Origin of the sequence: Marinobacter sp. CA1 (assembly GCF_020546665.1) — a bacterium.
Lineage (GTDB): Bacteria > Pseudomonadota > Gammaproteobacteria > Pseudomonadales > Oleiphilaceae > Marinobacter > Marinobacter xestospongiae.
Genome location: NZ_CP071785.1, coordinates 4,362,149 through 4,378,276, shown reverse-complemented (window position 1 = coordinate 4,378,276; position 16,128 = coordinate 4,362,149). Strand labels below are relative to the sequence as shown.

Below are 16,128 nucleotides of genomic sequence, written 5' to 3'. Positions count from 1 at the left end.
GTCGGGTTACTTCCTGAAATCTCGGAAGTCAGTATAGCCAACATCCAGTTGGTTCGTGCACAGGGGCTGCGACAACCGGAATCGTGAATCAGTGTAAAACACTCAAGGTTAAAATGTTAACTCAGTAACAACAAAAGTTTATCGGTGATGACAGCAACTTAATACCTTTCTGAAGCATTGATGACAGTGCGGTTAGCTGATCAGGGCAGGATATGGATGGGGGTGCCGTCCGCCACCAGTTGCCAGATCTCTTCCATTTCCTCATTGCTGACGGCAATGCAGCCGTCGGTCCAGTCCAGGCCAATGTAGGCAAACGCCAGATCGCCGGCATTGTTGGGCAGGCCGTGAATCATGATGCTGCCGCCCGGGTCCAGCCCCCAGGCTGCTGCCAGGCTGCGGTCTTCGTCGTTGGGGTAGGAAATGTGGATGGACTTGTAGAAGTCGCTGTTTTCGTTACGCCAGTCAAGGGTGTAGCGACCTTCGGGTGTTCGTTCGTCACCCTCGTAGAGCTTGTGACCAACGGGGTTGTCGCCCAGAGAAATGCGGTAGCTTCGAACCACGTCCGACCCCGCCATCAGGTACAGACGACGGTCTTCCTTGCGCACCAGTACCTGGCTCACCGTGGGTGCCGACGTCAGTGCAGCCGTCGTCAGCTCCGATGCCTGGCCTGACATCGGCGCCAAGAGTGTCAGTAGTAGTGCCCAGAGCGGGCTGAAAAGCAGGAATCCCGGACGCAAAGCCAATCCTTAACAATCAGTAATCTGTCTCCGGAACTTTTTATATCATAGAGAGAATGTCAGGGCGAAGATGGCGAAAGCGTCATTTTGTAATTTGCGGGTCCATTTTCAGCCCCACCTTGGTGACCTGATCGGCGTCCGTAGCCCGGGCTACCAGGATCACCGGTCCCAGGATCACCTTGTCGCCGACCACCGGGTGGCCTTTGGTTCGGCGGGCAAAGCACTCGGCCAGGGACAGCTCTGGCGGCAGCTCGTCGAACTCGATGCCATAGACCTGCTCCACATCGCCCAGCAGGGCGTCGCCATTGAGCACAAAATCGCCGAAGAAGGCCCGTTCCGCCAGGTGCTGGGGCGCGTGACGACCACTGAGGACCTTGCCCAGCTCGGTGAGTCGCTCCGGTTCTGAGAAAACCGCGACCACATCGCCGGAGGTCAGCTCCAGGTCGGGCGTCGGCGCGTGGCACAGGCGTTGCCGGAAAACCCCGGCGATCGCCGTGTTGGGAGGCAGTTTCAGCGCCGACAGTGGCCGGGGCTGCTGCCAGGCTTCGCCCCGTAGCGGGAACAGCATCAGCTCATGATCGCCGGCAGCGGCCACGTCCAGCGGCAGCCGTCGGTACGGGTCTTCACCCGCCGGCACTTCCAGCCGCAGCTTGCGGGCCAGCGGTGCCATGGTGGTGCCCTGTACGATCAGTGACACCAGGACCACAAAAAAGGCGATGTCGAACAGCCGCCAGGCTTCCGGCAGGTCTGCCATCACCGGGAACAGCGCCAGCACGATGGGGACCGCCCCCCGCAAACCCACCCAACTGATGAAGCCCAGTTCACGGCGGTTAAAGCCGAACGGCCACAGTGTGGCCATCACCGCCAGCGGACGAATCACAAAGATCAGTGCCAGTGACAGCACCAGACCGCCGCCAGCCAGGGGCAGCAGTTCCGAAGGGTTGACCAGCAGGCCCAGAATCAGGAACAGGCACAGCTGGGCGAGCCAGGCCAGACCGTCGTGAACCTGCAGGATCATCGGCATCATCCGCACCGGTTTGTTGCCGAGAATCACGCCGGCCAGGTAGATCGCCAGGAAGCCGCTGCCATCCAGCGCCAGGGTGGCGGCAAACACCGTCATGCCGGAGGCGGCCACCAGCAGCGGATACAGCGATGGCGTCAGGCGCATGGCGTTGGTGACAGCCACCATCAGGTAACCGCCGGCCACGCCCATCAAGGCGCCGATGCCAAACTGCTGGACCAGAATCAGCAGGGCCTGGCCAACGCTGCCACTGTCGGGTGCCGACGCCAGGGTCACCAGCATAATGGTGAGAAAGATGGCCATTGGGTCGTTGCTGCCGGATTCGATTTCCAGCGTTGCACTGACCCGTTCGTTGAGGTGCAGACCACGTCCCTGTAACAGCGAAAACACCGCGGCGGCGTCGGTGGAGGAGATGATGGCACCCAGCAGCAGTGCGGCAATCCAGTGCAGGCCGAACACCCAGTGGGCGACCAGAGCGGCGCCGACGGCGGTAATCGATACCCCGACGGTGGCCAGCATCAGCGCCGGTCGCAAACCGACCCGAAAGGTATCCGCGCGGGTGCGCATACCGCCGTCCAGCAGAATCACCGCCAGCGCCAGATTGCCCACCAGGAACGCCAGCTCGAAGTTGTCAAAACGGATGCCTCCGGCGCCGTCTTCGCCCATCAGCATGCCAACGATGAGGAATATCAGTAGCACTGGCATCCCCAGTCTGGCCGACAGGGGGCTGAGAACGATGCTGATCACCAGCATCAGGGCACCAATGAGGATCAATAGGGAATCCATGCCGTCTCCGGTGGTTGGCAGGCCTGCGGCGTGACAACGCATCCGCCGGGCTCGGTAGACCTCTGATGATACCAAACCGGCCAGGAGCCGCTAAGTGCCTGAGGGGTAATCCCTTACGGACTCTGTGGCCATCACCCCGGGTGGGACGAACGGTGGCTGATCTCCGAGCAGACGATGCGGTCACGACCGCTACGCTTGGCCCGGTAGAGCAGGTTGTCCAGGCGCTTGAAAGCGGTGTCCATCGACTCTGTGGCGTTCACCTCAGTGACACTGAAGCTGGCGGTGATGCGGCCGACGAATGGCATCGGGCTGGCCTTGAGCTTGCGCTGCAAGGACTGAGCCAGGGTGCGGGCGCCCTGCAGATCGGTGTCTTCGCACACCACCAGAAACTCCTCGCCGCCCAGACGGTAGACCATGTCGGTGTTGCGGACTTCGTGGTTGAGCAGCCAGCTCAGACGCACCAGTACTTCGTCGCCGGCATCATGGCCATGGGTGTCGTTGATCACCTTGAAATGATCGATATCGAGCATGATCAGCGACAGTGGAATCCCGGTTCGTCGGTAACGGGCAATGGCCTGCTGCCACTGGGTGTGCAGGTGACGGCGATTGAAGGCCTTGGTCAGGGGGTCCACCGTAGCCTGCTCGCGGAGCTGGAGTTCCAGTTGTTTGAGGTTGGTGATGTCGCTGATGTGGCCATTCCAGACAGTGCAGCCGTCATCCGGCTGGTGCGGTCGGGACTCTCCCAGCAACCAGCGGATACCATGTTCAGGCAATTGCACCCGGAACTCGTGCACCCAGGGGGTGAGCTGTTGCCGGGATTTCCGAAGGGACTGGAAGCAGGCGGCCCGGTCGTCTTGATGGATACGTTCGAACAGCAGTTCAACACTGTTCTGGACCTGGTCCACCGTCAGCTCGAACGCCCGTTCCACGCCCTGGCTGATGAACGGGAAGCAGCTGCTGTTATCGGGACGCATCAGGAATTGGAAAATCACCCCGGGGACTTCGGCCGACAGGTCCCGTAGCAGATGGTCGCTGTGCTCCAGAGCTTTACGGGTGCGGACATAGTCGCTGAGGTCAACGCCAACGCTGAGGTAACCCAGCACCTCACCGGTGCCATTGCAGATGGTGGAGAAGGTGAGCTGGACCTGGCGGCGTTCGCCGTTGCGGTGCTGGTATTCCCAGTGCTGGGAATTGTACAGCCCGGCCTCAATGGCCGCGGGGTAGAGTTGGCGTTCGTCTATGGTACGGCCCAGTTGCTGGCTCAGGCGCTGATGCCACTGCTCGAGGTCATCCGCCGGGTGAAGGCGGGTCATCGGAGTCCGGCCTTCCATTTCCTCAGCCCGGAACCCCAGCATTTTCTCGGCGCCGGCACTGAACAGGGTAATGATGCCGTCGGTGTCGGTGGCGATCACGGCGACATCCTGAGCGGACGCCAGCAGGCCATTGCGGTAAGCGTTGGCTTCCTCCAGCGCTTCGGTGCGCTGGCGCACCAGTCGCTCAGCCCTCCGCCGCTGAAACAGCAACAACGCCAGATAGCCTGCCACCAGCGTGGCGCCGACCGAGCCGATGGCGAATACCACCAGTGCAGTGGGGCCGGCGCGCCAGGCCTCCGGTTGCGCTGGCGTGGCGGTGAGTCTCAGCGTGCGATCGGCCAGCTCCAGCTCCTGGCTGAACTGGATCTCTGACGGCAGGCTGTGCTCATCGGTAGCGTAGAGCAGGCCAGGGCTTTCCCGTTCACTGATGTCGGTTACTGACAGGTCGATGACCTGCCGCTCACTGGTGGCGGTGGGGGCGAGTGAATCCGGCCGGGTGACACTGCCAACCAGGCTGGCCAGTCGCAGTTGCAGATAGGCGAACCCCCGCAGGGTGCCGAAGTGGCGTTCGGTTACGGCTTCGCCCGTGGCGGGATGGAATACCGGTGCCAGCAGCATGATGGCTGCTTCCCGGTTACCGGCGGTTGTGGCCGGCTGCGGTAGAACCACCGTGGCGCCGGTGATCAGTGCCCGGTCCATCGCCCGTTGGCGTCCGGGCGCCTGGCGGATGTCCTCGCCCACGCGGTCGGATTCCAGCAGGGTGCTGAGGTAGGTGACCGGATACAGTCGCAAACGGTCTTCCTCATCCGACGGGGTGAAGGGTGTTAGCCGGAACGCCGGCCCGTATTCCAGTTCCATCCGGGCGAGGTAGGTGTCGACAGCGGAGCGTGGCAGATTTTCCACCCAGCCGGCGGCCCGTTCGATGCCTTCCGGCGAGTGGCTGAAGTCGTAGAAGCGCTGTCGGGTCAGTTGGGTGTCGAGGTGAATGTAGCGGCGAAGCTGCTCCAGTTCCCGCATTTGACTGTGGAAGCGCTGTTCCACCAATTGAATACGGTGCTGGGCCACTTGGGCAAAGCGGGAGGTCGCCAGGCGGGCTTCTGCTTCTTCTACCCGTTGGGTCAGGTAGGCGGTGAGCAGCAAGCCGACAGCGAAGACAAGAACAACAGGCCATCCATAGGTGAAGAGCTCCCGGTTGACGCGAGTGAGGATCACTGCAACCACTCCCCGGAAATGGCGACTGTTGTCAGTATTGCACAACAACCACCCGCCTGCCGTCGCCCAGGCAGACAACGTCCTTGCCAGATTGTGCCCCGGCTGACTATAGTCTCGCCAGAGCCTCCCAGATGCGGGTGTAGTTCAATGGTAGAACGGCAGCTTCCCAAGCTGCATACGAGGGTTCGATTCCCTTCACCCGCTCCATAACCCGTTATGGGGTGCTCGGAGAGTGATGACGGCGTTAGCGGCGTCGCCTGCTACCCTGACGCCAGCCTTGTGGCCCTTCGCTGTAAAAACGCCTGTCCAGAGCCTCTATGGCGATCGTATTCAACCTACCTCCAGGTCCGGCGCTAGCTGAAAAACACATCGGAAAAATACCGGTTATCGGTGACGGCCGTCATCCGCACCATCGAATCCAGCGTGATTTCCCGCTCACCGACATGGGTTTTCAGGTACAGGCAATGCTGTCTTAACTGGTTGTAGCGGGTATCGAGGGCGACACCTTCGGTCCATTCGCCACTGGCCAGCAACAAGCGGACCCGCAGGCCGAAGGTGCAGGCTATCTCGATATAGTCGTGCTGGTCACAGTTCATACTGTCTCTGGCGCACCTCTCTTTGTGTTCAACGGCTTTTACACGTTGGTTTAGCCCGGCCCGGATACGATTCCCCAGTCTCTCTGGCCAGATTCTTCGGCAACCGCGCCACCGCCACCGTCGCCACCACCAGCATCGCCGAAGATACCCACAGGCAGGCCTCCAGGCCGTAGGCCTGGTACATCCAGCCCGACAGCACCGTGCCCAGCAGACGGCCCATGGCGTTGGACATGTAGTAGAACCCCACGTCGAGAGAGACGCCGTCGGCGCGGGCCAGGCTGACAATCAGATAGCTGTGCAGGGAGGAGTTGATGGCGAACACGGCGCCGAACAACAACAGGCCGCCCACCAGTACGATCTGATCCTGCCCGCCATGGCCCAGCCCCAGCGCGATGGCGGCTGGCAGGCCCGCCAGCAGCATGGCCCAGATAACGGCAACACGCCGCTGCGGCAGGCCCTGGGCGGTTCGGCGGGTCAGCGTCGGGGCCAGGGTCTGGATAGCGCCGTAGCCGATGACCCACAACGCCATGAAGCCACCCACCTGCCAGAAATCCCAGCCAAACCCGGTGTGGAGGTACACCGGCAACGCCACCACAAACCAGATGTCGCGGGCGCCGAACAGAAACAGGCGGGCGAACGACAACACATTGATGGCCCGGCTGCTGGAAAACACATCGGTGAACTTGGGCTTGGCTTTGCTGCGGCCCAGTTCCTGGGACAACAGCACCAGGCTGGCGAGCCATACCAACATCAGCGCGGTAGCCATGGCGATGACCGCACCCTGAAAACCGGTTGCCACCAGCAGGGCGCCCCCCAGGAAAAAGCCGATGCCCTTGAGGGTGTTCTTGGAGCCGGTGAGGATGGCCACCCAGCGGTACAGCTTGCCCTGTTCCGACCCGGGCACCAGCAGCTTGATGCCGCTCTTGGCGGACATCTTGTTGAGGTCCTTGGCGATGCCGGACAGCGCCTGGGCCGCCATCACCCAGGGCACCGTCAGCATGGTAGCCGGCACCGCCAGCATGCCCAGGGCAAGCACCTGCAGCAGCAGGCCGATGTTCATGGTGCGGTTGAGGCCCAGCCGGGCCCCCAGGTAACCGCCCACGAGATTGGTCACCACACCGAAGAACTCGTAGAACACGAACAGCAGGGCAATGGCCAGAGGTGAGTAGCCCAACTGGTGAAAGTGCAGCACCACCAGCATTCGCAGGGCGCCATCGGTGAGGGTGAAGGCCCAGTAGTTACCGGTGATAACCAGGTACTGGCGGATGGCGGCATTCATCTCAGGCAGCACCCACCTTGCGCATCAGCTCAACGGTGCGGTTGGCGTAGCCCCATTCGTTGTCGTACCAGGCGTAAAGTTTCACCTGGGTGCCGTTGACCACCAGGGTGGAGAGGGCATCGATGATCGCGGAGCGTGGGTCCGTGCGGTAGTCGATGGACACCAGCGGGCGTTCTTCATAGCCGAGAATGCCCGCCAGTTCGCCTTCGGCGGCTTCCTGCAGCAGGCGATTGACGGTGTCGCGATCGGTCGCTGTCTCCACCTCGAACACGCAGTCGGTGAGAGAGGCGTTGGTCAGGGGCACCCGCACCGCGTGGCCATCAATCCGTCCCCTGAGTTCCGGGAAGATCTCCACGATGGCGGTGGCCGAGCCGGTGGAGGTGGGAATCAGCGAACTGCCACAGGCGCGGGCGCGGCGCAGGTCCTTGTGGGGGGCGTCGACAATGGTCTGGGTGTTGGTGAGGCTGTGAATGGTGGTGATGGTGCCGTGGCGGATGCCCAGCTTGTCGTGGATCACCTTGACCACCGGAGCCAGGCAGTTGGTGGTGCAGGACGCTGCCGTCACGATGCGGTGGCTGGCGGGATCGAACTCGTGGTCGTTCACCCCCATCACCAGGTTCTTGGCGCCCGCTTCCTTGACCGGAGCCGACACCACCACCCGTTTAACGCCCTGGTCCAGGTAGCCGTTCAGGCGCTCCACGGTTTTCATTTTGCCACTGGCCTCGATCACCACGTCGCAGCCGGACCAGTCGGTATCGGCAATCGCCGTATGGTGGCTGACCGGAATTCGGTGCTGGCCGATCACCAGCCCCTGGTCATCGCTGTCAGCCTGATGCTGCCAGCGCCCGTGGACACTGTCGAAGTTCAGCAGGTGAGCCAGGTGGCCGGCGCTGGCGCCGGGGTCGTTGATGGCGACAAACTCGACATCCGGCCAGTCGTAGGCGGCGCGCAGCGCCAGGCGGCCAATGCGGCCAAATCCGTTAATACCGACTTTGAGTGTGGTCATTGTCAGAGCTCCTGGATTCGTTAAAGGTTGGTGAGGATGGCCTGTTCCCGGTTAAAGGTGTCGGGCTGGGTTTCCGAGTATCGACAGGTCAGCTGTTCGGTGTGAGGCCGCAGTAACCAGGTAAACCGGACCAGCTCCTGCATGACATCAACAATGCGTTCATAGAACGCCGAAGGCAGCATCCGGCCGGCTTCATCAAATTCCTGATAAGCCTTGGGTACACTGGATTGGTTTGGGATGGTGACCATCCGCATCCAGCGCCCTAGCTGTCGTAGGGTGTTGACCGCATTGAAGCTTTGGGAGCCTCCCGAGACCTGCATTACGGCCAGGGTTCTACCCTGGGTGGGGCGAATGCCGCCCATTGACAGGGGTAAGTGATCAATCTGTGCCTTCATCACGCTGGTGATCTGGCCATGGCGTTCAGGGCTGCACCAGACCTGGCCCTCCGACCATAGAGACAGTTCGCGTAGCTCCTGCACAGCCGGGTGATCATCGTTCTCGATCTGGTCAGGCAATGGCAGATCGCTTGGATCGAAGATGCGGGTTTCCGCCCCTAGCAGGTTGAGTATTCGGGCCGCTTCCTCTACCACCAGGCGTGAATAGGAGCGGGCTCGTAAGGACCCATAGAGTAACAAGACACGAGGTGGATGATCCGGTCCTCCGGGCAAGGCGGGAATGGACAGATCCAAACGACTCATGTCGAGGTTGGGACAGTGGTTTGGTGCCGCCAAGGGGAATAGGCGTGTCATGACGTTGCCTCCAAAGGCGTGGGTTCAGGAAACCAGTGCCGTGTCCGATTGGCGAAGGCCACCAGCGACAGCATCACCGGGACTTCCACCAGCACTCCCACCACGGTGGCGAGGGCGGCGCCGGAGGTGAGCCCGAACAGGCTGATGGCGACAGCCACGGCGAGCTCAAAGAAGTTGGATGTGCCGATCAGCCCGGCCGGAGCGGCGATGTTGTGGGGCAGCTTCAGGGTGCGTGCGAGGCCGTAAGCGATAAAGAAGATGCCGTAGCTCTGGATCAGCAGCGGGATCGCAATCAGCCCGATGGCCTGGGGTTGCTCGAGGATGCGATCAGCCTGGAGCCCGAACAGCAGCGCCACCGTCGCCAGCAGCCCGAGGATGGTAGTGGGCTTGCTGTGGGCGAGCCAGCGGTCCAGCCGGTCACGCCCCTGCGCCAGCAGGTAGCGCCGGGTGAGTACGCCGGCGATCAGCGGCAACACCACGTACAGGGTGACGGACAGCAGCAGGGTGTCCCAGGGTACAGTGACGTCGGACAGCCCCAGCAGCAGCGAGGCGAGGGGGGCGAAGGCAAAGATCATGATGAGGTCGTTGATTGATACCTGAACCAGGGTATAACTGGCGTTGCCCCGGGTTAGGTGGCTCCACACGAACACCATGGCGGTGCAGGGGGCCACCCCCAACAGGATCATGCCGGCGATGTATTCGTTGGCTGTTTCCGGCGCCACCCAGTCGGCAAAGAACACCCGGAAAAACAGCCAGCCCAAGGCCGCCATGGTGAACGGCTTGACCAGCCAGTTGATCAACAGCGTCAGCCACAGCCCCCGGGGCTCCCGCCGAACGTCCCGCAGCGCGGCGAAGTCCACCTGGACCATCATCGGGTAGATCATCGCCCAGATGAACACCGCCACCACCAGGTTCACCTGGGCCCAGGTGAATGCAGCAACAGCCTCGAACAGGCCCGGGAACAGATGACCGGCGGTCACCCCCAAAATGATCGCCAGCCCGACCCAGACACTGAGAAATCGTTCAAACAGTCCCATGGTTGTGCTCCTACTGGCAGGCCGTACGGGCGGGGCGATTGGGCATGGCGTCGAGGCGCTGGGTCATGGGCGCCAGGACGCTGGTGTTTTCTGCAGCGGCGGCGTGCAGGGTGGTCAATAGCCAGTCCGGCAGTGCTGGATGCAGGCGGTAGTAAATCCACTGCCCCCGCCGTTCATCCTCCACCAGCGCCTGTTCCCGCAACTGGGCGAGAAATCGGCTGATTCGCGGCTGGGACAGTTCCATGGCTGCAGTCAGTTCGCAGACACACAGCTCTTCATAAAGCTGGATCAACAACAGCGCCGCCAGCCGGTTGTCATCCCCCAGAGCCTTGAACACGCCGGCAGGCGGGTAATGAATAGGGCGGTGACTGTCTTTCTGGTGGACCAGCACAAACAGGCTGATTCGTTCCCGCAGTTCTTTCATCACCAGCGCAAACCCCGAGGGCCGGTTACCGGGTACCGGGTCCGGGAAGTCCCAGGCAATCATCTGTCCCATCGACGCCATCGGCTGGCACTCTCGTGAGGCCTTGTCACACAGGGTGATGACGTAATCCCAGTGCTCCTGGCTGACCTCACTGATCGATTTGGCCCGCAGCTCGGTGCTGTCGATGCCAGCGTCCGACAGGCACTGCAGCGCCAGGGGGTGAGGGGTGGTCGGTGCGGTGCCAGCGCTGGCGACGATGAACTGATCACCGGCGATGGATCTCAGCAGGGCCTCTGCCATCTGCGAGCGTGCGCTGTTGGCGGTGCAGACAAAGAGTACCCGTCGCTTTTTGCTCATGTCTTAATCCAAATATGCCAGAAAATTAATATGCCGATTATATTATATCCTCATGCGGAAAAAAGGAACCCTGAGTCGATAACGCCGGTGAGGCCGGGGCGATAGGGTGTCAGCGACAGAATTGCTGGCGCGGGGAGAGCGGAAGTGGAGCGGGAGAGTGCTCGAAGACGGGGCGGGTTATGCCCCTGCCGGCGGGCACCGGCAGGGTTGAGGGTGATCAGAAGTGAAAGCCGATCCCGGCGGTAAACAGGTCCAGGTCGTACTCGTCCTGCAGGTCGGAGTCGATGTTCATCATCCGGCGGTAGCGCACCTGCGCCTGTAGCTGGTCGGTGAACTGGTAACTCACGCCCACGCCGAACATGGGGACCGTCTCGCTGTCGTCTGCGCTGCTACGGGTGGACTGGGAATCCACCACCGTGCCGGAGTTGTCGAACGTCTGGCCCTCGGCACGGGCGCTGCCGTCCTGGTCCAGACGGATCAGCCCGGCGCTGCCTTCCAGGGCCAGGTTGTTGATAGGCCAGCGGCCAATGGCCTGCAGGGCCAGACCACTGAGTTCCAGCCGCTCCTCGATGGTGCGCTCGCGGTCAAAACCGTCGACGGTATCCTGGGTGTCGGAGCGGGCGCTGTATTCGCCCAGGTCCATGTAGGCCAGCTCTACCGCAAAGTGGTTGTTCAGGCGGTAGCCGCCGCCAAGGCTCAGGGCCGTGTCGGTGTCATCGTCGTCCAGGCTGGCGGTGCCGCCGGCATCAATGACGGACTGGTTGAAGGCCTTGAAGTCGTTCAGATCGAAATCACCCCGAGCCTGGCCAGCTTCCAGCACCAGGTAAGGGCCAGCCTGGGCCGTGCCCGCCAGCAGCAAGGTGGACATCGCGAGAATGGAAAGTTTCATGGGGTTCGTCCTGTTTTCATTAGTTGTTTCCTGGCCTGTGTCCGGGCCGATGTTTCTAAACATAGCTGTTATCCAAGGTTAAACCAGTCGAAGTAGGTGTCCATCGGCAGGCCATCGAAGGCTCCTGGTGGCGTCGGCGGTTCGGGCTCAGGCTCCGGTACTGGCGCACGAAAGCCCGGTGCTCCCGGATCGGTGATCACGCCGTTGACCTGCCCGTCGTCATCGAACTGGCCGCCATCCTCAATGGTGAAGGTGAGCAGCAGGCGGTCGTTGACCTGACTGACACTGCCACCGTAGGCCTCGCTGGCGAGGTTGGCCCAGTCACCGTTGCTGTCCTGCTTCCAGTAGCCGTTGATGTTGAGATCGCCATTGAGGTACAGCTCAAACGTGGCGCTGTCACTGCCTTGTTCCAGCTCGGCACCGAAGCTCAGCAGCCCCAGGGGCATCTCCAGGTCGTCTGGCCGGTCTTCCGGGGCATTCAGTTGCACCAGGTCCTTGAGGGCACTTTCGGCGCTGACGGCGGCCAGGGTGAGATAGATCTCCGGTACCCCGTCGGGATCGGATTCGGCACGGTCCGATTTCAGGAAAATCAGTGAGGCAACGTTGCCTTGCTCAGAGTCGGCGATGCCATCACCATTGCCATCCCCCACGCCATCGCCATTGAGGGAGGGCACGTCGGCTTCCTCGTCCTGGGGAATGCCATCGCCATCGGTGTCCGGTTCGGGATCTGGCTCCGGATCAGGATCAGGCTCGGGGTTGGGCTCTGGTTCCGGATCAGGCGTGGGTGGGGGTGGTGGAGGCGGCGGTGGGTTGCCCACGTTCAGGGTTACGGCGTGGCTGTTGACCGAATCCTCGCTGCCATCGTTCACCGTAAAGTCGAAGCTGGCGTAACCGGTGCCACTGCCTCCAGAGGCGGGCCTGAACACCAGTTCGCCAGCATTGAGCTGGGCCAGGGATATGTCGGTGTCTGCAACAGTAATCGCCGTACCGTTGAGCATCAGGCTGCCGGCGGTCGGCAGGGTCTTTACAGTGATGTGGCTGAGGGTGTCACCATCGGCATCACTGAAACCGAAATCCGCGGCGGTAAAGGTATAGCCTCCGTTGTATGGCACTGACTCGACGGTATCGCTGGCGGTAGGAGCGGTGTTGAGGGTCGCGGTGATGCCATTGCCGCTCAGGTCCGCAACCGTGACGGCCGCAGCAGCACCTGCAGCCCAGTCTTCATTGGCAACCAGGTTGTAGCTGGTATTGTCGGTGGCTGCGGTGCCGTCTTTGTTGATCAGTGTCGCCAGGGCCGTGCGGTCAGCTGTGTTAAGGGTCACGCTGAATGAGGTGGCGGAGGTGATGTCGACCGAGCCACTGGTTAGTGCGCGGCTTTGGCCACCTTCACCAACAATCGATAGCTGACTGACATTGATGTCGTTATTGGCGCCACTCAGCTGAACAAAGTTGGTGCCGGTTACCGTCAGTACTCCTGTGGGGCCATGGTAGGTGGCTGAAGTAATGGTGGGTGTCTGCACATTGCTGACGGTGATGCCATTGCCGGTCAGGTCCGCGATGGTTACCGTTGCGTCGGCTCCCAGGGCCCAGTCTTCGGCGGCCGCCAGATTGTAGGTGGTGCCACCAGTGGCTGCGGTGCCGGCGCTGTTCAGAATCAGCCCCAGGGCTTCGCGGTCTGCCGCACTCAGGGTCAGGGTGAAACTGGTGTCTGAGGTAATTTCCACATCCGAGGTATCGCTCAAAGTGTGGGTGATACCGCCTTCGCCCGTCAGGGTCAGCATCGAGGCATCTATATCAGCACTGCCATCCCGCTTTGACAGATGCGTACCGGTGACGGCCAGGGTGCCGGTGCTGGCATCGTAAGTCGCACTGACGAGTGTTGGCACCGGGACGTCAGAGACCGTGACGGGGTTGCTGAGGTCCGACGTGTCTCCGGAGAGGACATTGGTGTTCCAGTCGTCCGCTGCGCTGAGGTTAAAGGTACTGCCGCCAGTGGAGGTGGTGCCGTCTTTGTTGAGGATCTGGGCCACGGCCGCCTGATCAGCGGTACTCAGGTTCAAAGTGAAGCCGGAGATGGATGTGCGTTCGACATCGGCGGTGTCTGTCAGGGTGTGGGTCGTACCACCCTCACCGCTGAGGGTAAAGGCTGAGGCATCAATGTCCGCGCCGCCGCCGTTGGCCTGGATGTTGGCTCCGGTGATCACCAGGGTGCCAGCAGTGGCGTTGTAGCTGGCGGTCGCAATGCTGGGAGCAACCTGCACCGTGACCCCATTGCCGGTTGTGTCGGCGATGTCTGGCGAGCTGGCGGCACCGGTCAGCCAGTTGTCAGCCAGCGCAATGTTATAGGTTGTGCCTCCGCTAGAGGTGCTGCCGGCCTGGTCCAGCAGTGTGTCCACGTTGGTTTTATCAGCACCACTCAGTGTCAGGGTGAAGCTGGTGTCCGAACTGATCTCCACGTCGCTGGCACTGGTGAGTGTGTAGGCGCCGCCTTCGCCTGTCAGGGTGATGGTAGAGATGTCGACATCATTTGCTGCGCCGGTTCGATGGACAAAGTTGGTCCCGGTCACGGTAAGAACGCCACTGTCAGAATCGTAGGTCGCAGCGGTGATGGTGGGCAGACTGACATTGGAGACAGTGATTGCGTTGCCGGTGGCGTCGGCAATGTCATTGCTGGCGGGGGCACCGGTCATCCAGTTGTCCTGCGCCGCCAGGTTGTAGGTGGTGTTGTCGTCTGATGTGGTGCCGTTTTTGTTCAGCAGGCCTCGCACGTGAAGCAGGTCCGTGGTATTCAGTGCCACCGTCGCCTGAGTGGCTGAGGTGATGTCCACATCCGTACTGGTCAGGGCGTAGCTAACACCGTCTTCACCAAAGATTTCCAACGTGGAAACGTCAATGTCATTGTTGGGGCCGGTTGCTGACACAAAGTTGGTCCCGGTCAGCACCAGTTGGCCGTTGCTCCAGTCAAAGGTGGCGCTGGTCAGTGTGGGCGGGGTGTAGTTGGAAACGGTAACGCCATTGCCGGTGGTGTCGGCCACGGTCACGGCAGCATCCGCCCCTGCGGCCCAGTCTTCCGCTGCGGCGAGGTTGTAGGTTGTGCCGCTGCTGGCAGATGTGGTGCCGTCCTTGTTCAGCAGGCTTTCAACAGCGCTGATGTCAGCGCCCGAAAGAGTGACTGAGAACGACGTTCCGTCAGTAATCTCGACATCACTGGAGGATGTCAGGGTATAGGTTGCCCCGCCTTCACCGGTAAACGTCAGTTTGCTGACGTCAATGTCGTTGGCTGCCCCGGACGCCTTCAGGAAACCGGTACCAGTGACCACCAGCGTGTTGGTGCTGTAGTCGTAGGTCGCAGATGAGATTGTGGGGGCTGCGACGTTGGAGACCGTCACGCCGTTGGCGTCGGTATCGGCGGTGGCTGCGCTGTCAGCAATAAAACCCGCTGCGCCGTCGAGGTCGAATGCCGTGCCGTCGGTGGCGTTGGTGCCGTCCTTGTTCAGAATCTGGTTGATGGCAGCCTTGTCGGTTGCCGATAGTAACAGGGTGAACTGGGTTGCTGAGTCGATCTCAACATCGGCAGTATCCGTCAGAGTATAGGTCTCACCACCTTCACCGGTGAGGGTGAACCTGGAGGCATCGACATCATTTGCGGCGCCGGCTGTGGCGGTAAAGTCTGTGCCGGTAACGACCAGTGAGCCGGTGCTGGCATTGTAGGTGGCGTTGGTGAGGGTTGGCGCACTCGATGTCGTTGTGGTGGTGATGTCGAAGACAATGGATTGCACCGTGGTGGTGTTCGAGAAAACCGCCCCATTCAATCCTTCCAGGGTTATTGAATTTGACGTGAAGCTCGCGGTAACAGTCCCTTCCAAACTGTCTGCTGTGGATTCCGCTGAGTTTAAGGTCACAGCGGTGATTTGATCTAAACTGCCTCCAGAAAAATTGAAATTGATCTCGTCGATGTTAATGAACGTGCCATTCCTGCCGGCGATAGTAATCTGCCCTGCATCAATATCGGCATATAGGTTTTCTACGCTGGGACTGAGGTTGAACTCGACATCGTAGGTGGCAGACGCACCGGTTAGATCGTCATCTGAGTCGACGACAACGGTGCTTGTGGCCAACTCCACTTGCTCGACTGTTGCACCATCAAGCGTCAGCCGGTAATTGTAGTCGTCACTCATCGAGAACGTAGGAGCTTCAACCTGCCCAACGGAAGCTTCGAGAACCCAGTCGCCATTCAACTGATCTGAGCCGGTCAGGTTTTCTGAGGCGGCAATGTCGGCTTTGGTCCAGCGGGCCAGCTCTTCAATAAAAGATTTGCCAACGTCACCCGCGGCGACTTCACACCCGTAAAGCAGGATGTCTCCGTTCTCGGTCAAACGGTCGCCAATCGCGGCCATGGCCTTTTGATACTGGGGTAGGGACTCTGAAGTCAGAGTCTCCTTCCCCAGAACCAAGGCGCCTTCTTTGCCGTGAGACAGCAGGTGAATCGCCTCCAACTGCCGATAATCGGCAAGTTGGCCTGCCAATTCCTCCAAGCCCTCGCCGGCCGCGAGAATCAAGTACTCCGCGCCTGGTGGGAGGCCCGCTATCAGGGCTTCGATGTCTGGCGTGGCGCTGTCAATGACAAACAGCTGGTTGGTGGTACCTTGATTATTGGCCATGGCTTCCTCGATTGGGCTGTGGCGGCTTTTGGGGCGGGATAGAGGAGAGCGTGTTTCCATG

11 protein-coding genes and 1 tRNA gene are annotated in these 16,128 nt (G+C 61.1%); 1 reads left to right on the top strand and 11 read right to left on the bottom strand.

What is annotated here, in order from left to right; translation table 11 throughout:
* Window positions 1–200 precede the first annotated feature (200 nt).
* From J2887_RS20020 to J2887_RS20010, 3 genes are all read right to left on the bottom strand, one after another.
* Complete coding sequence (locus J2887_RS20020; RefSeq protein ID WP_227176181.1) at window positions 201–674, bottom strand: L,D-transpeptidase family protein; 474 nt, start codon at window positions 672–674, stop codon at window positions 201–203.
* A 145-nt stretch (window positions 675–819) separates the two neighbouring features.
* Window positions 820–2,544 carry a potassium/proton antiporter gene (locus J2887_RS20015; RefSeq protein ID WP_227172885.1) on the bottom strand — a complete coding sequence of 575 codons (1,725 nt, stop codon included), beginning with the start codon at window positions 2,542–2,544 and terminating at the stop codon, window positions 820–822.
* Between the two features lie 131 nt (window positions 2,545–2,675).
* Window positions 2,676–5,069, bottom strand: a complete 2,394-nt coding sequence (locus J2887_RS20010; protein WP_227172884.1) for a diguanylate cyclase — start codon at window positions 5,067–5,069, stop codon at window positions 2,676–2,678.
* A gap of 133 nt (window positions 5,070–5,202) precedes the next feature.
* Here J2887_RS20010 and J2887_RS20005 point away from each other — a divergent pair.
* Window positions 5,203–5,276 (top strand) — tRNA-Gly (locus J2887_RS20005).
* Between the two features lie 146 nt (window positions 5,277–5,422).
* Here J2887_RS20005 and J2887_RS20000 read toward each other — a convergent pair.
* From J2887_RS20000 to J2887_RS19965, 8 genes are all read right to left on the bottom strand, one after another.
* On the bottom strand, window positions 5,423–5,665 hold the full coding sequence (locus tag J2887_RS20000) for a Rho-binding antiterminator (RefSeq protein WP_227172883.1): 243 nt from the start codon (window positions 5,663–5,665) through the stop codon (window positions 5,423–5,425).
* Between the two features lie 28 nt (window positions 5,666–5,693).
* Window positions 5,694–6,944, bottom strand: a complete 1,251-nt coding sequence (gene arsJ, locus J2887_RS19995) for an organoarsenical effux MFS transporter ArsJ (RefSeq protein ID WP_227172882.1) — start codon at window positions 6,942–6,944, stop codon at window positions 5,694–5,696.
* Between the two features lies 1 nt (window position 6,945).
* A complete protein-coding gene (locus J2887_RS19990) occupies window positions 6,946–7,950 on the bottom strand; it encodes an ArsJ-associated glyceraldehyde-3-phosphate dehydrogenase (RefSeq protein WP_227172881.1) in 1,005 nt (334 codons plus the stop codon).
* Window positions 7,951–7,970: 20 nt separating this feature from the next.
* On the bottom strand, window positions 7,971–8,699 hold the full coding sequence (gene arsH, locus J2887_RS19985; protein WP_394373294.1) for an arsenical resistance protein ArsH: 729 nt from the start codon (window positions 8,697–8,699) through the stop codon (window positions 7,971–7,973).
* On the bottom strand, window positions 8,696–9,736 hold the full coding sequence (arsB, locus tag J2887_RS19980) for an ACR3 family arsenite efflux transporter (RefSeq protein ID WP_227172880.1): 1,041 nt from the start codon (window positions 9,734–9,736) through the stop codon (window positions 8,696–8,698). The genes arsH and arsB overlap by 4 nt, the downstream gene beginning before the upstream one ends.
* 10 nt (window positions 9,737–9,746) lie before the next feature.
* Window positions 9,747–10,517, bottom strand: a complete 771-nt coding sequence (locus J2887_RS19975; RefSeq protein WP_227172879.1) for a metalloregulator ArsR/SmtB family transcription factor — start codon at window positions 10,515–10,517, stop codon at window positions 9,747–9,749.
* Between the two features lie 217 nt (window positions 10,518–10,734).
* On the bottom strand, window positions 10,735–11,406 hold the full coding sequence (locus J2887_RS19970; protein WP_227172878.1) for an outer membrane beta-barrel protein: 672 nt from the start codon (window positions 11,404–11,406) through the stop codon (window positions 10,735–10,737).
* 68 nt (window positions 11,407–11,474) lie between these two features.
* Complete coding sequence (locus J2887_RS19965) at window positions 11,475–16,067, bottom strand: DUF4347 domain-containing protein (protein WP_227172877.1); 4,593 nt, start codon at window positions 16,065–16,067, stop codon at window positions 11,475–11,477.
* Window positions 16,068–16,128: the final 61 nt, after the last annotated feature.

Excerpts from the sequence above, each read along its gene's own strand:
- J2887_RS19975 (WP_227172879.1), bottom strand. The coding sequence starts at position 10,517 with ATGAGCAAAAAGCGACGGGTACTCTTTGTCTGCACCGCCAACAGCGCA.
- J2887_RS20000 (WP_227172883.1), bottom strand. The coding sequence starts at position 5,665 with ATGAACTGTGACCAGCACGACTATATCGAGATAGCCTGCACCTTCGGC.
- arsH (WP_394373294.1), bottom strand. The coding sequence starts at position 8,699 with ATGACACGCCTATTCCCCTTGGCGGCACCAAACCACTGTCCCAACCTC.
- J2887_RS19970 (WP_227172878.1), bottom strand. The coding sequence starts at position 11,406 with ATGAAACTTTCCATTCTCGCGATGTCCACCTTGCTGCTGGCGGGCACG.
- J2887_RS19990 (WP_227172881.1), bottom strand. The coding sequence starts at position 7,950 with ATGACCACACTCAAAGTCGGTATTAACGGATTTGGCCGCATTGGCCGC.
- arsJ (WP_227172882.1), bottom strand. The coding sequence starts at position 6,944 with ATGAATGCCGCCATCCGCCAGTACCTGGTTATCACCGGTAACTACTGG.
- J2887_RS20015 (WP_227172885.1), bottom strand. The coding sequence starts at position 2,544 with ATGGATTCCCTATTGATCCTCATTGGTGCCCTGATGCTGGTGATCAGC.
- J2887_RS20020 (WP_227176181.1), bottom strand. The coding sequence starts at position 674 with ATGTCAGGCCAGGCATCGGAGCTGACGACGGCTGCACTGACGTCGGCA.
- J2887_RS19965 (WP_227172877.1), bottom strand. The coding sequence starts at position 16,067 with ATGGCCAATAATCAAGGTACCACCAACCAGCTGTTTGTCATTGACAGC.
- arsB (WP_227172880.1), bottom strand. The coding sequence starts at position 9,736 with ATGGGACTGTTTGAACGATTTCTCAGTGTCTGGGTCGGGCTGGCGATC.